Genomic DNA, 14,845 nt, shown 5'->3' with positions numbered 1-14,845 from the left:
CTTCGGCGGCGGCGGCAGATGGGTACGCGCGGGAAGAAGCCGCCCGTGAAGCCGCGAGGGCGGAGCAACGCCGTCAGGAAGCCGCCGCCGCGCAAGCCGCGGGCAACAGCGACCGCAACGCCCGCCGCGGCACGGCCGAGGGAAGCACCGGCGCGGCCGCCGCCAGTTCGACCCAACCCGCGGCACAAGCGAATGCCGCCGGAAACGCGGCCGTGTCCAACTATCCCGGGGACGTCATGCGCCGCATCCAGCGGGTGCGGCAGGCCCGTGTCCGCGCGCGCGGTTCGGCCGTGGTCGCCTTCTCCATCGCCGGCAACGGCGGGCTCGCCTCGGTCAGCCTGTCGCGCGCCTCGGGCAGCCCGGAACTGGACCAGGCGGCCTTGGACCATATCCGCCGCGCCGCACCGTTCCCCGCACCGCCCCCCGGCGCGCAGACCCGCTTCTCGTTCGAGTTCCAGAGCCAATAGACTCAAACTAAACGCAACAAGCCGATTTTCTTCAAACTGCCTCGGTCAGGGTCGTAGCTTTGTGCAGGGCATTCTGACCCTATCTGTCGAGAAAAACCTGCTGGTCGCCAGTTTGGCGTGAGGTGGAAACAAGCCTTACTTGCTGTCGCATGCTATGACCGAAGCCACCCGTGGTCTCACCGTTACTTGGCCGCGGCTACATCGGTCAGGAGGGAAGATGTGCCGATTTCCTGTGCTTTCGGCAATCGCAAGAGGCCTGACTGATGACAGGCGACCGCGAAAGGTTGACTTGGCAGGCACTGCTCCGCACTCATCCTATCGAGTCCTAAGAAACGGGAAGACATTATGAAACGAATTTCCACCGCGCTGTTCCTGATGGCGCTCGCCACACCGTCTTATGCCCATTTGCCCCCTGAAGAACATGGATCGTTCTTGGCGGGTGCTTCTCATCCTTGGTTCGGCACAGATCATATCCTCGCCATGGTTGCTGTTGGTCTATGGGCGGCACTGCTCGGTGGGCGGCTATTGTGGCAGCTGCCAATCGCATTTGTAGCGTCAATGGTTCTTGGTTTTATTCTGGCCCTTGGCGGCGTTCGGTTGCCCATCGTCGAGCCTATGATCCTTGCGTCCGTCATAGCGCTCGGCCTTCTTACAGCCACTGCGGCACGGCTTCCTGCCGGCGTTTGCCTCGCGCTATGCGCTTTGTTTGGGCTGTTTCATGGTCATGCACATGGCGACGAGTTGGGTACAGCCGGCGCTGCATCGTTCGGCATAGGCTTCGCGGTTTCGACGGCAACTCTCCACGCACTGGGCGTGGTCATGGCGAGAGCATCGCTTAATTCAATGAGAACGATCCGAGGAACTCAATTGTTCGGACTACTTACCACGCTGGCGGGGCTTTGGATCGCCGTTACAGCCTGATCATACGCTCTCGATTTGTTGCCAGGGGTGACCCGTAGAGAGGAGCACCGCGGGGTAGGAAAGCACTGTCGTTGCTTCTGGCGAAAGACCTATGAGCCGGACCGCGGTATCAAGGACACTGGGCTTGGTGCTGCATTACATTGGCGATGGCATCCGGTCTGTCGCCAATGGGACAGCGCGTCGAGAACATCGCCTTTCTTGCCGCACGGTTACCCAAGGCCAATTTCAGCGTGCCGGTTGCATAGCCCAACGCGCCATGCGTCGTGTGTCCCGATGCCCTCCTGTCGCGAAGAAGGGGCAGGCTGAGAGCCGGGCACGCCATCGCGCTTGACTTCGCATCAGCCGCCCGAATACTGGCGCTCGATGGTGCCCGATTGCTCGGGATAATAGGGAACACGGTGGAGATGCCGAGCATCTCAAGCCGAGACTGCCCCCGCAACTGTGAGCGGTGAGAACGCGATCGATATGCCACTGGCGGCTTTCTCGTCCACGGGAAGCGCAAACGCCGGGAAGGTGGTCGCTGTTCGTCGACCCGCAAGTCAGGAAACCTGCCATCAGTATTGTGTGCGTGTACTTGTCCGGGCGGGGTGTCTTGGGCGTTCGTCTCACGCCACGTGTGAAGTGGAAAGAAGACTTATATGCATATCATGGAAGGCTATCTTCCAGTTGCGCACAGCGTAGCATGGTCGCTTGCGGCCGCACCCTTCGTCGTCGCTGGCGCCTGGAGGATTCGCGAGATCGTGCGCGAGCGCCCGGAGGCGCGGATGACCCTTGCAGCTTCAGGGGCTTTCGCCTTTGTGCTTTCCGCCCTCAAAATCCCGTCTGTCACTGGATCGTGCTCACATCCGACAGGCACCGGACTTGGTGCCATCGTTTTCGGGCCGTCGGTAATGGCGGTGATGGGATCTCTGGTCTTGCTGTTTCAGGCACTGCTTCTGGCGCATGGCGGGCTTACAACACTTGGCGCCAATACCTTCTCCATGGCCATCGTCGGGCCCTGGGTATCCTGGGCCGTGTGGAGGGCGGCACGCGGAGCAGGCATCGGCTTTGCGGTCTCAGTGTTTCTGGCTGCCATGCTTGGCGATCTGGCCACTTACGTGTTCACGTCCTTCCAGCTGGCGCTGGCCTATCCTGACGCAGCCTCCGGCTATGTGGGCGCGTTCGGGAAGTTCGCCGGCGTCTTCGCTATCACGCAGATTCCACTGGCGGTGGTAGAAGGCTTGCTGACCGTAGTCGTCATCGACGCTCTGACCGGCAAAACTCGTGACGAAAAGAAGATCGACTTTCTGGCAGGCGAGGTGCGCTCGTGACACATACCCGTACTCCGTGGCTCCTTGCCGCTATCGCATTTCTGGTGCTGGTCCCCTTGTGGATTGGTGGTGAATTTGGCGGTGCTGATGGCGAGGCAGCAGCGATGATCGAGGCGGCTGACCCAGCTTTCACGCCTTGGTTCCAGCCTTTATGGGAGCCACCCAGCGGGGAGATCGAAAGCTTGATCTTCGCTCTTCAGGCGGCGATTGGCGCTTTGGTCATCGGCTATGCGATCGGTCGCCGGCATGGGCGCGCAGCCGAACGGCACGACAGGAACGACGATCTGAAGCGCTGAAAGATGTCGATGACACTGATGGATCGGACTGCCAACACAAATCGTTGGCGCAACCGCTCGCTTGCCGAGAAGCTTCTGATTGGACTGGGCTTCCTGCTGATGTCCGTGACCTTGCCGCCTTGGCCCGCCGCGCCGATGATCTTGATCTGCGTCCTTGCCTTCACCTTTGCCGGAGCCGGGGTTCGACCCCGGCTTTGGTTCAGAATCGCGGTGCTACCGCTGGGGTTTCTTGCCGCTGGCTCGTTAACGCTTCTGGTTCAGATCAGCACAGACGGCCTGACCTTTGCGCCCGACGGAGTCGAGCGGGTTACCGAGCTTTCGCTGCGCTCTTTCACCGCCATGAGTTGTCTGCTGTTCCTTGCTCTGACCACTCCCGCGATTGATCTGGTACAGGGGACGCGTCGCCTGCGCCTCCCTGAGGAACTGTTGGATATTGCCCTGCTGACCTATCGTTTCATCTTCCTTGTCGGGGATGAGGCGATCGCTATGACCCGCGCACAGCGGGCGAGACTTGGGTACTCAACCCGCCGCCGGTGGCTACGCTCGTCCGGTCAAGTCATTGCGAACCTACTGCCGCGTGCTTTGGCGAGGGCTCATCGGATGGAGCGTGGTCTGGCCGCACGCGGCTGGCAAGCTGGACTGGCCACACTGTCTCGTCCACGTCCAAAATCATGGCGGCTTATCCTTTTGACACTCTTCCTGCAGGTGCTGATCATGACAAGGTCAGCTCTGACATGACCGACATCCTGACGGCAGAGGATCTCCATTTCACGTTCCCCGGCGGGGTCAGTGCCTTAAAGGGATTGTCTCTCTCGATTCGGCGCGGTCGTACTCTGGCAATCCTCGGACCAAACGGCTCCGGGAAATCAACCTTGCTATTGCATCTGAATGGCACTCTGCGCCCGCATCAAGGCAAGCTGCTGCGAGACGGGAAACCAGTTGAATACAGCCGGAGAGGATTACAGGCACTCCGCGAGCGAGTTGCTCTGGTGATGCAGGACCCCGAGGATCAACTCTTTGCGGCAACGGTGTTTGAAGACGTATCCTTTGGGCCGATGAATTTGGGCGTGAAGGAAGCCGAGGTTAACCAGCGAGTTGAGGCCGCGTTGCAGGCACTATCCATCACAGATCTGGCCGACCGGCCCACGCATTATCTTTCCGGGGGGCAAATGAAACGCGTCGCAATAGCCGGCGCCGTGGCGATGCGTCCCGACGTGCTGATCCTTGACGAGCCCAATGCAGGTCTTGATGAAGCTGCCGAAACGCAACTTCTGGCACTGCTCCAAGCCCTGACCACCTCAGGGATGACCCTCTGCTTGTCAACGCATGATGTCGATCTGGCGTGGTCACTGGCGGACGATGTCGCGCTGTTCCGTGCAGGACGTGCCGTGCGACAAGGACCTGCGCGCACCATTCTCTCCGATAGCGACGCTCTTGCAGAGGTCGGTCTAAGTCGTCCGATCGTTTTGGAGGCTGCCCTCCGTGCGAGGGAGATCGGATTGGTGCCACAAGACACACCACTGCCGCGCAACCGTGAGCAGCTTCACCATGAGATGAGTACCTGGAGCGCCGCTCTTGGTAGCCGCGGTTGATCGGGGGAGGGCGACCAAATTACGCAGGGCGTCCAAGTTGTCTTGCAGGCTCGCCCGAATCGGATAGACAATACTCATGAAGAGGCGCGTTTCCCTGCTGGCCCGTGGGCTGGTCCTTGTCTTTGCCCTGGCGCTCGCCGCCACCGGGTTTGGGCATCGCGTCGCATCGGCCAGTGAGCTCGAGCGTGCTCAATTCGCGCAGCTCTATGGTGTCGAGTTCTGCGTGACCGACGACGAGGGTAAGCCGCTTGCATCGGCTTCCTGCCCGATCTGTCATCTGGTTGCCTCGCTCTACCTGCCACCGGCCGTCGAGGGGGCGATTGCTCCTGCCCAAATGGTCGCGGCAACCCCTGGTTTCGCGGTGCCGCGTTTCCTGTTGGCATCGAACGATGCCGCTCCGCCGCCATCGCGCGGACCGCCTTCCGTCTGACCAAGTGTTTCTCGTCACGCCGGTTTGCCGGGTGACGAATCCTGTCTGCCCAGCTCTTGCGCTGGCAGCTCGGAATGTCGGTGCTTTCCCATTTCCCGTGTGACGGCATCGCAACGGCGGATCTTTTGCGTTCCCTTGCATCCGCTGACACTTGCCCGCCCGTCGCGTGGTCATGCCACGTTCTCGGGCGGGTCCTTTCAGACACCGAAGGCGATGCCCAAGACATTCACCCTGCACCTCTGCGTCGGCTGCATGCCGGCAAGATCGGCCAGCGACGATAGTCCGGCGGTTGAGGGGCAGGCATGGCATGACGTCTTGCGCAGTGCCGTCGAGGACGCGCCGGGGCTATCCGGTTGTCGCATCCAGTCTTTCTCTTGTCTCGGCGGTTGCGGCTCTCGGTCCCGCTTCTCGGTCAGCGCGCCGGGGCGTTGGTCTATCCTCTTTGGCGGGATAGAGGCCGGAACGGAAAGCCAGATGGTGGTTGCGTTCCTGGAAACTTGGCTTGAGTGCCCAGACGGAATTGTTCCCAAGTTTCGTAGACCCGCAGCTCTGACCCGTCGTCTTCTGGGCCGCGTCCCGCCGATGATCTCGGGTGACGGCCATGCTTGAAGCGATCCGCTGCTTGCTCCTGCCGTTGCTCTTGGTGCTCTCCGTCAGCGCAGCCCCGACGGCTCACAACAGCAATCCTGATATCCCAGTCTGGCTGACGGCGGACCTCTGCGGTGACTCAGCGCCGGAAGGTGGATGGTCACACCCTTGCCCCTTCTGCCTTCTGCAGGCGAGTTTTGTTGTTGCGGCTTGCAACGCTCCGGTCACTCCCCGGCTGCGTCAGCTCATCCTCAGCATCAAACCGGGCTATGCTCCGGTCCTTCTGATGACAGCTCCGGGTCATCATCGCCCTCCACTTCGCGGCCCACCCCTCTCCACTTCGACCGCCAACGTTTGACACGCGATCGGCGCCCAAGCGCCATTGGAGAGACCTATGAATATCTTCTCACACGGCACCCGTGCCGCCCTCGTCACCGGCTTGATGCTGGCGGCTCTTCCCGCAGCAGCGCAGATCACCGTTACAGATTTGCGTGGTCGCGAAGTGACCATCACCGAACCTGCACAGCATGTTCTTCTCGGCTTCTATTATGAGGACTTCCTCGCGGTCACCGGCGCGGGAGCCGTTGACCGTATCGCCGCCCTTTCTCGTGGCCCGTGGGCGGATTGGCGACCTGAACAATGGGCAGCCTATACGGCGGCCTTCCCCAGCCTCGCTCAACTGCCTGATGTCGGAGACACCGAAGCCTCAACCTTCTCGGTTGAAGCCGCCATCGCAGTGCAGCCTGACCTCGTCCTTCTGGCCGGCTGGCAATACGACTCACTGGGCCAAAGCATCCAGCAATTCGATGCCGCCGGCATTCCGGTGGTCGTGCTCGACTACAACGCCCAGACACTCGAGGCGCATCTCGCCTCGACCCGTGTTCTCGGCGCCGTGATGGGGCAAACCGAGCGCGCCGAAGAGCTTGCCGCGTTCTACGAAGAGATGATGGCCGACACCCGAGCGCGCGTCGAGGCCGCGGGGCCGATTGACACGACGGTCTATGTCGAACTTGCGCAGAAGGGGCCCGACGAGATCGGCAACACCTATGGTCGCGGCATGTGGGCCGGCGTCATCGAACAGCTTGGGGGCCATAACATCGCAGCCGGGCAGATCGAGAACTGGGGCCCCTTGAGCCCTGAATACACCTTGGCGGCGCAACCCGATGTGATCTTGCTGGCCGGGTCGGAATGGCGGAACCGCCCGGCCGCGGTCTTGCTTGGCTGGGGCGCGGATCCTTCCCTCGCCAACGAGCGTATGGCAGCCTATCTCACGCGACCCGGCTGGGAAACGCTCCCCGCCGCTCAAGAGGGTCAGGTCTACGGTATCTACCATGGCGGCGCCCGCACGTTGTCGGACTTCGCCTATTTCCGCTTCGTGGCAAAAATCCTGCATCCCGAGGCGTTCGCCGACGTAGACCCTGCCGCCGAGTTGACAGCCTATTATGCGCGCTGGATGCCGGTGCAACCTCAGGGTCTGTTCGTCACACAGTTGCAGCAGTGAGCCGCGCTTCCTTGCCTTGGGGGATGGTGGTTCTGGCTACCTTCCTTCTGGTTGCGGCTGTGATGGCCGATCTGGTGACAGGCCCCTCTGGCCTGTCGCTTGGCACGGTATTGGACACCCTTCTTACCGGCCCGGACGGACCAGACCGCGCATCGGCAACCATTCTCTGGCTGATCCGAATGCCTCAGACGGTGACGGGTGCGTTGGTAGGCGCCTCGCTCGGGATTGCGGGATTGATGATGCAGACAATCCTCGGGAACCCTTTGGCCAGCCCATTTACGCTGGGATTCTCCGCAGCAGCAGGGTTTGGCGCGGCCCTCGTGATCTTGTTTGGCACTGCACTGCCGGTCGCGGAATGGATCGGGATCCCGATCGCTGCCTTCCTCTCCACTCTGACAGCCTGCGGACTGGTCTACGTCCTGTCGCGTTGGCGGGGGGCAAGCGCCGAGGTTCTCGCCTTGGCGGGTATCGCGGTGTTGTTCTTTTTTCAGTCGCTTCAGTCTCTGCTTCAATACATGGCGGCTCCTGAAGTCCTTCAGCAAATCGTTTTTTGGCTCTTTGGCAGCCTTCTCAAGGCCAGCTGGACCTCTGTCTTTGTGATCAGCGCGATACTGGCCTCTGTCCTCCCCTTCGCGTTTCGTGACGCATGGAACCTGACCGCCTTGCGGCTTGGGGACATCAACGCCGCAAGCCTGGGCCTGAATGTCGACGCACTCCGTCGCCGGGTCTTTATTCAAGTCGCCCTGCTGACAGCCGCCGCAGTCAGCTTTACCGGCACGATCGGTTTTGTCGGCCTCATCGCGCCCCATGCCGCGAGGGCCATGGTGGGCGAAGATCACCGGCTGTCGGTGCCTATGGCAGGCGTCATGGGGGCGGTAATCCTTGTCGGAGCCTCTGTGATCGGCAAGTTGCTCTCCCCGGCTGCGGTCATTCCGGTCGGCATTGTCACCGCCATCGCCGGCATTCCCCTTCTTCTGGCTGTCATCATGACGCACGGAGATCGGCGATGACGTTAGAGTTGAACGATTTCTCCATTGTGCGCGGTCGCCAGACAGTGATCTCCCGCTGTGCGGTATCTCTGCCAAGCAACGGCCTGATCGCGGTGGTTGGTCCGAACGGTGCCGGAAAATCGACCCTACTGATGGCCTTGGCAGGGTTGCTGCGTCACACCGGCAAAAGGACCCTCGATGGCGCTCCTATTGCTCAGGGTATTGTCGGTTTCCTGCCCCAGACATTCGCCGTCCGATCCGCGCTCTCTGTCGAAGATTGCGTCCTGCTCGGGCGCCGCGAAGAACTGGGGTTGCGGGTCCGTCCTGTGCTGCGAGAGGCAGCGCACTCCGCTCTTGCTCAGCTGGGCCTTGCGACATTGGCAGAACGACGCATGGACAGTCTCTCGGGTGGGCAGCAGCAACTTGTCCTGATCGCTCAGCGTCTGATGCGATCGCCCCGTCTGATGATCCTCGACGAGCCAACTTCGGCATTGGACCTGTATCACCAGTTAGAAGTGCTGACGCAGTTGCGCGCGCTGTCCACGAATATGCTGACGATCGCGGCGCTGCACGACCTGACGCTGGCCTCACGCTTCGCCGATGCGCTTCTGCTCGTGCGTGGCGGCACGCTTGTCGCTGGCCGCGCCCAGGACGTTCTGTGTGCGAAGCACCTGCGCGAAGCCTGGCACATAGAACCCGAATTCCTGACTGACCGCGCTGGCATGCAAGTCGTCGTACCGCACCGACTTCCGGCCGGACCCACAGCTCAATTTGACGTCCCAACCGCAAGATACTGAAAGGAAAAACAGATGAAGACCCTTGCAATCCTGTCTCTCTTGGCCCTCGCGGCGAGCCCAGCTATGGCCGATATGTCCGTCACCATCCCTTTCACCGCTGAGATCGCGGGGGAGGCACTGTCATGTGACAATGCATACGCGAACCTCGGGAGTACTGCTGTTTCGGCCCGGATCCTCGACTTCCGCCTCTTCGTGAGCGACACCAACTTGATTTCTGCGGATGGCACGCGCGTTCCGGTACAACTCGACCAAGATGGCGCGTGGCAGGTCGGAGACGTTGCGCTCCTCGACTTCGAATCCGGCTGTGCGAACGGCACGCCTCAGGTGAACACGACGCTGCGCGGAAGTGTCCCCGACGGCAATTACACCGGGCTTGAGTTCGAGATCGGCGTTCCATTTGCACAAAACCATGCTGACCCAACTCAAGCGGCGTCTCCGCTGAACGTCACGGCTATGTTCTGGAACTGGCGTGGTGGATACAAGTTCCTGAAAATCGAATTCGCTCCGGAAGGCATGACGGAGGGAAGCAGAGGCTGGCTCTTGCATCTGGGCTCGACGATGTGCGCCGCCGCAGAAGCCACCGACGCCCCCGCGCAGCCCTGTGCCAACCCGAACCGCATGACGATTAGCCTGCCCGGTTTCGATCCTGCTTTGAACACCGTTGTCATTGATCCGGCCGGCGTCATCTCGGGGGCAGACTTGGCAAGCAACGCCCCCGAGACAAGCCCCGGCTGCATGTCTTTCCCTAACGATAGTGACTGCAACACGGTCCTGCCCGCTCTTGGCCTGCCGTTCAACGACCTGCCGGCCGCAAGCCAACAGCTCGTGACAATGCGCTGATCCATGCGTGGCAAGCTCCTGATCCTTGGGGCCTTGGGCGTGGCTGCTTCGGCAGCCACGCTCGTCCCGATCTTGTCGATGCAACAAGAACAGCCCGCGCAAGCCTGGGTTTGGACGCTGCCGTCGTGGATGGCTGCCCCACCTGTTCCTGCCGATGTCGTCATGACCGATGCGCTGGTCGATCTGGGGCGCCATCTCTTCTACGACGCGCGCCTGTCCTCTGACGGAACGATCGCCTGCGCCTCGTGCCATCAGCAATCGGCGGGGTTCAGCGACGGACGCGTCACGGCAATCGGTGTGGATGGCACCGAAGGACGACGCAATGCGCCGGGCTTGGCAAACGTGGGTTACATGCCCACCCTGACGTGGGTCAATCCGCATTTCGATACTCTGGAATTCCAGGCTTTGACGCCGCTCTTCGGCACAGATCCTGATGAGATGGGCAATGCCGGACGCGAGGCGACGATGTTTGCCGGTCTCAGCGCCGATCCCTATTACGAGGTAGCCTTTCCAAGAGCCTTTCCCGATCGCCCCGGGCCAGACCTCTTCACCGTGACACGGGCCCTCGCTGCGTTTCAGCGGACGCTTGTCAGCTTTGACAGTCCATATGACCAGGTGGCGTATGGCAACGACCCCGAGGCCATGTCCGCCGCTGCACGTCGGGGCCAAGATCTCTTCTTTGACCACCGCTTCGAATGCTACCACTGCCATGCAGCGCCACTATTCACGGACAATATCCAGACAACGCGCACGGCGTTCCCAGAAAGCGCCTATCACAACACCGGTCTATACAACATCGGACAAGACGGCGCCTATCCGTCGGGCGCCAGCGGTCTCGCCGAGTTTACGGGCCGCGCAGAGGACATGGGCCGCTTTCGCACGCCCAGTCTGCGCAATGTCGCTGTGACCGCGCCATATATGCATGACGGCTCGATCGCGACATTGCGTGAAGTACTGGACCATTATGCTGCGGGCGGCCGCACGATCCCCGAAGGGCCGCATGCGGGCATCGGCTCACAGAATCCCCACCTCGATCCACTGATCGTCGGCTTTCGCGCTTCTGATGCGGAGATTTCGGATCTCATCGCCTTTCTCGAGAGCCTGACGGACCAGAGCTTCTTGTCCGATCCCGCTTTCGCAGACCCATGGCCGGACGGACACCCAGCCATGGCGCAACGACAGATGCCCTTCCCCGTACAACATTAAGGAAACGCGAATGAAATTCTTCCTGACCACGGCCCTTCTCGCTCTCGGACTCGCCTCCCAGGCGTCAGCACACGCGACCTTCGCCGAAGCGCAAGTGATTCAAGGCGAAACCGCCCGCCTTACCATTCGTATCGGCCATGGTTGCGATGGTGAGCCCACGCAACGTGTGCGCGTCCAGATCCCGGAAGGCCTGATCGCGGCACAACCGATGGTCCATGCAGGGTGGGAGGTCGAGACCGTGACCAGCGCCTATGCGCAGCCATACGATTATTATGGGCGGACTCTGACCGAAGGTGTGCGCGAGATCATCTGGACGGGTGAACTGCCTGCGGCCTTCTATGACGAATTCGTCTTCCGCGCCCGTATCACCGACACCGTTTCGGTAGATCAGATGCTCTACATTCCCGTTGTGCAGGAATGCGCCAACGGGGCGGAACGCTGGATCGAAATTCCAGCGGAAGGACAGGATGCGCACGACCTCGAAGGCCCGGCACCGGGTGTCATGGTCGTCGCCCCCACCGAACACGGCCACAGCCACTGACGTCTTTGCGCTGTCGTCCGAAGGTCGGCAGCGCAACCCTCACAAAAGGAGAGCTCCCATTATGATCGTCTTGCCCCGCCTCGCCCTTGTCCTCACCATGGGATTTGCCACCCCGATTTGGGCTGATGGCCCCATGTCCAGCGTCGAAATCGGTGCGATAACCCATCTGATGATGAACCAGTTCGACCGACCGGAAGCTCCGCTGACGGTCGAACCCGTGACTATTCTCGGTGACAGCGCCATAGCGGGATGGCGCCAAGGCGATATGGCAGGACGCGCCCTACTGCGCCGCAGCGCCGATGGCTGGGCCATCGTGCTCTGCGCCGGCGAAGAGGTGCTCGATCCTGCGTTTCTCGCCCATAACGGGATCGGAATGGAGGCCGCGCATGGTCTGACCGATGCGGCCCGCAGCGCAGAAAGCGGCCTCGGCGCGGAGCTGATCGCCCGCCTCGACGCCTTCGATGGTGTCGTGATGATTGCCTCGGGAGACGCGCATGACCACGGCCAGCATGGCGACGGACATTCCTCGGCAGCGGGCCATTGATCATGAAGGCTGCCGATGGCGGCCTTCACCCCCAGAGTTTCTTCACGGTTCTTGCAATGACCTGTCACAGATTGATCCTCGCCCTGTCTCTCGCCGCAACTTTCTCCGCGACGGCGGCCTTGGCAGAGGGCCTGCCCGGCCCAAGGCCGTTTGATGCCATGCGCGGCACCTGTAGCGACTTTGCAATCGACATATCCCGCGAAACCCAAGCTTGGGCTTCAGGGAACATTGTTGCGCTTGCGGCAAGCCCCACGCCCACTTCCGGGTCGACCTTGTCACCCGGCGTCGTGACACGCCTCACCTTGATCCCTCAAAGTGACGTTCAGTTTCCTGTGTCTCCTGAGCAAGACCGGAATGCTCAAGATCGCTTCGCCGGTCATGTCAACCTGAACGTCCCACATGCCGGCCTTTGGCGTGTTGCAGCCTCGAATGGCGTCTGGTTCGATGCCATCGTGGACGGTACACGCGTCGTATCGTCTGCCTTCGAAATGCAGACCGGATGCACCGCGCCCTTCAAAGTGGTCGTCTTCGCTTTGCGACAGGGACCCATCGGCCTGCAATTGAACGGCAGCCCGACAGAAACGGTGGAACTTGTTCTTCTTCCATGGTTCGGACAATGAAAACGTCACTCCGTTTCCTTCTCTTCTCTGTCATTCTGCATTTTGTGCCGATTGCCGCTCTGGCTCATGCCCAACTGATTGGATCGGACCCGGCCGCAGAGAGCGTCATCGAAGACTTTCCGCAGACGATTACTCTCACCTTTAGCGAGGCTGTCGCCCCTTTGGTCCTGCGCTGGATCAATCCCGAGGGGAATGACGCCGAAGTCGTTGCTTCAGTGCGAGACGCAGTGGTCAGCGTACCGGCACCTGAAGTGTCCGCGTCGGGAACGTACCTTCTGTCGTGGCGCGTTGTGTCAGACGACGGTCACCCAGTCGGTGGCGTTCTCCCGCTCCACCTCGGTGCCCCGAGCACGAGGAGCGAAACAGCACCAACGACGATCGGGGCGCAAATTGCAGCTGCCAGTCGTTTCGGGCTGACTGCAGCCCTTCTGTTGGCAGTAGGCTTAGCCCTCCATACGGCTTTCATAGCGCGCGAAGCGCCATCTGGCCCACGCCGTATTTGTGGCCAAATCGCCGTCCTTGGCGGATTTGGCTTGTCGGCAGTCTTCCTTTGGAGCCATGGCCTTGATCTTCTGGGGCTCGATCCGCGAGAGGGCTTGAGCGTCGCGCCGTTCTATGCCGCTCTCACAGCGCCGCTTGTTCGGACAATTGTGATGACGGACATCGCCTTGCTTCTTGCCGCGCTTGCACTGTCGCGCACGACCTCCCTTGCCCTTGGGCAGGTTGCAATGCTCGCCTTTGCGGCGTGGCTTTTCGCAGGCCTGTCCTTTGCCGGATCGGGTCACGCCATCACAGCCCCACCCGCAACAATCTCGACTACAGCCGTCATGATGCACGGCATTTCGATGGTCTGGTGGATGGGTCTGCTTGTGCCGTTGCTTTTTGATCTTCGGCACCCCGAGGCTGCGCTACGCCTCAAACGGTTCTCAGGACCAGCCATCGTATTCGTCGCACTGCTCATCCTGAGCGGCATGTGGCTGACCTGGGCACAAAGTGGAGGCAATTTGCCCCACGTGGCAAATACGGTCTGGGGGCGGATCCTGGTGGTCAAACTTACCTTCGTTGCCGCCTTGCTGCTTCTCGCTGCGCTCAATCGGCTCAAGCTGACACCGGCCCTTCATCGCGGCGAGGTAGCTCACCTTTCACGTTCGATCCGTATCGAGATTGTTCTGGCTGTCGGGGTGTTGTTTCTGGCCGCACTGTTCCGCCTCGCACCGCCGCCGCGTGCGCTGATTGCGGATGCACCGCCCATCTCTCTGCATATCCACACGGATCGGGCGATGGCCGATGTCCGCCTGTCACCGGGGCGTGCGGGGCCTGTGGTCCTCCAAATCGGGTTTCAGACCGGCGACTTTGACATTCTGGTTCCGCGCGAAGTGGCGATCGCGCTGACACCCTCGGATGACCGGCTCGCACCCATACGCCTCAGGGCGCGAGAAGGCGACGATGGCCTTTGGCTCAGTGACGAGGTGACCCTGCCCTTCGGAGGGTCATGGGATATCGCAATCAGAATCTTGATCACTGATTTCGAAAGCGTCGTGTTACAAGAGACCTTCCGGTTGCCCGAATGACCCGAACGCCAGACAACAAAACCCTCGCGGAGATTTCGCGGGCAGAACCCAAGGTCTGCGAAAGCAGAGTTCGCCGTCCGTCCCACGCGACGGCCACGGTGTTCTTTATCGTCATCCGGCCTGCCCAAGGATCGGCCGTTCAGCGACCCTCCTGATGGCTCCTCGGAGAACACCGAGCCTCTGAAACATCAGCACTGCCGCAACTTCGTCGGTCAGCTCGAGGTGGACGCTGTCGAGCTCAGGCCAGAGGCCGACAGATTGCCCGGGCTCGTCCCGTCCATGGGTGCGGACTTGCAGGAACTGCCTTAAGGCGGGCGCACCGCCGGTGCAGGACAGAGCGGCCGGTATCGATTTCGTCGGCAGAATCTTCATACTCAAGTAATCTGTACAGGAAATACAAGTTCTTGATCTGGATCAAGGCAGCCAGCCGCCAGATGACCAAATATATTCTAACATCCGAATTTGTCTTGCCTCGTGTCGCCAGGCAGGTTGCCGATAGACAACAGGAGCAACGATCATGGACTTCGACCTCGTCGAGCTGTCGCGCTTTCAATTCGCGATGACGGCCATGTACCACTTCCTGTTCGTGCCCCTCACCCTTGGTCTGTCGATCCTCGTCGCCATCATGGAGA

General features: G+C 61.1%; 18 protein-coding genes and 1 riboswitch. All 18 genes read left to right on the top strand.

Features of this window, described 5'->3' with window-relative positions; genetic code table 11:
* Positions 1-467, top strand: a 467-nt coding sequence (locus tag BCY78_RS23675) for an energy transducer TonB (RefSeq protein WP_139103308.1), incomplete at its 5' end; no start/stop codon positions are given.
* 345 nt (positions 468-812) lie between these two features.
* Positions 813-1,388, top strand: coding sequence for a HupE/UreJ family protein (locus BCY78_RS25020; RefSeq protein ID WP_083195275.1), 576 nt, complete (start codon positions 813-815; stop codon positions 1,386-1,388).
* 347 nt (positions 1,389-1,735) lie between these two features.
* Positions 1,736-1,959: riboswitch (cobalamin riboswitch) on the top strand.
* 67 nt (positions 1,960-2,026) lie between these two features.
* Positions 2,027-2,698, top strand: a complete 672-nt coding sequence (locus tag BCY78_RS23670) for an energy-coupling factor ABC transporter permease (protein ID WP_068306746.1) — start codon at positions 2,027-2,029, stop codon at positions 2,696-2,698.
* Complete coding sequence (locus BCY78_RS23665) at positions 2,695-2,994, top strand: energy-coupling factor ABC transporter substrate-binding protein (protein WP_068306744.1); 300 nt, start codon at positions 2,695-2,697, stop codon at positions 2,992-2,994. Before BCY78_RS23670 ends, BCY78_RS23665 begins: the two co-directional genes overlap by 4 nt.
* 9 nt (positions 2,995-3,003) lie before the next feature.
* Positions 3,004-3,732 carry a cobalt ECF transporter T component CbiQ gene (gene cbiQ, locus BCY78_RS23660; protein ID WP_158516000.1) on the top strand — a complete coding sequence of 243 codons (729 nt, stop codon included), beginning with the start codon at positions 3,004-3,006 and terminating at the stop codon, positions 3,730-3,732.
* Positions 3,729-4,586 (top strand): energy-coupling factor ABC transporter ATP-binding protein, encoded by an 858-nt coding sequence (locus BCY78_RS23655; RefSeq protein WP_068306740.1) that lies wholly within the window; start codon positions 3,729-3,731, stop codon positions 4,584-4,586. The genes cbiQ and BCY78_RS23655 overlap by 4 nt, the downstream gene beginning before the upstream one ends.
* Positions 4,587-4,662: 76 nt before the next feature.
* Positions 4,663-5,016, top strand: a complete 354-nt coding sequence (locus BCY78_RS23650; RefSeq protein ID WP_068306738.1) for a hypothetical protein — start codon at positions 4,663-4,665, stop codon at positions 5,014-5,016.
* A gap of 213 nt (positions 5,017-5,229) precedes the next feature.
* A complete protein-coding gene (locus tag BCY78_RS26370; protein ID WP_083195274.1) occupies positions 5,230-5,625 on the top strand; it encodes a DUF1636 family protein in 396 nt (131 codons plus the stop codon).
* Positions 5,626-5,998: 373 nt separating this feature from the next.
* Entirely contained in the window at positions 5,999-7,105 is a 1,107-nt protein-coding gene (locus BCY78_RS23645; RefSeq protein WP_068306737.1) for an ABC transporter substrate-binding protein, read from the top strand.
* A gap of 23 nt (positions 7,106-7,128) precedes the next feature.
* Entirely contained in the window at positions 7,129-8,115 is a 987-nt protein-coding gene (locus BCY78_RS23640; RefSeq protein ID WP_068306735.1) for an iron ABC transporter permease, read from the top strand.
* A complete protein-coding gene (locus BCY78_RS23635) occupies positions 8,112-8,891 on the top strand; it encodes an ABC transporter ATP-binding protein (RefSeq protein ID WP_068306733.1) in 780 nt (259 codons plus the stop codon). The genes BCY78_RS23640 and BCY78_RS23635 overlap by 4 nt, the downstream gene beginning before the upstream one ends.
* A 12-nt stretch (positions 8,892-8,903) precedes the next feature.
* Positions 8,904-9,731, top strand: coding sequence for an MbnP family copper-binding protein (locus tag BCY78_RS23630; RefSeq protein WP_068306731.1), 828 nt, complete (start codon positions 8,904-8,906; stop codon positions 9,729-9,731).
* A gap of 3 nt (positions 9,732-9,734) precedes the next feature.
* Entirely contained in the window at positions 9,735-10,937 is a 1,203-nt protein-coding gene (locus BCY78_RS23625; RefSeq protein WP_068306729.1) for a methanobactin export MATE transporter MbnM, read from the top strand.
* 10 nt (positions 10,938-10,947) lie between these two features.
* A complete protein-coding gene (locus BCY78_RS23620; protein ID WP_068306727.1) occupies positions 10,948-11,478 on the top strand; it encodes a YcnI family protein in 531 nt (176 codons plus the stop codon).
* Positions 11,479-11,611: 133 nt separating this feature from the next.
* Positions 11,612-12,022 (top strand): copper uptake system-associated protein, encoded by a 411-nt coding sequence (locus tag BCY78_RS23615; protein WP_158515999.1) that lies wholly within the window; start codon positions 11,612-11,614, stop codon positions 12,020-12,022.
* Between the two features lie 2 nt (positions 12,023-12,024).
* Positions 12,025-12,642 (top strand): hypothetical protein, encoded by a 618-nt coding sequence (locus BCY78_RS25750; RefSeq protein ID WP_158515998.1) that lies wholly within the window; start codon positions 12,025-12,027, stop codon positions 12,640-12,642.
* Positions 12,639-14,213 carry a copper resistance CopC/CopD family protein gene (locus tag BCY78_RS23605; protein ID WP_068306722.1) on the top strand — a complete coding sequence of 525 codons (1,575 nt, stop codon included), beginning with the start codon at positions 12,639-12,641 and terminating at the stop codon, positions 14,211-14,213. The genes BCY78_RS25750 and BCY78_RS23605 overlap by 4 nt, the downstream gene beginning before the upstream one ends.
* A gap of 517 nt (positions 14,214-14,730) precedes the next feature.
* Positions 14,731-14,845 (top strand): cytochrome ubiquinol oxidase subunit I (locus BCY78_RS25010; protein ID WP_139103306.1); only part of this gene is annotated, 115 nt, incomplete at its 3' end.

The organism is Pararhodobacter sp. CCB-MM2 (genome assembly GCF_001691415.1).
GTDB lineage: Bacteria > Pseudomonadota > Alphaproteobacteria > Rhodobacterales > Rhodobacteraceae > Pararhodobacter.
The sequence above is the reverse complement of the archived record's forward strand: the minus strand, read 5'-3'. Positions and strand labels throughout refer to the sequence as shown.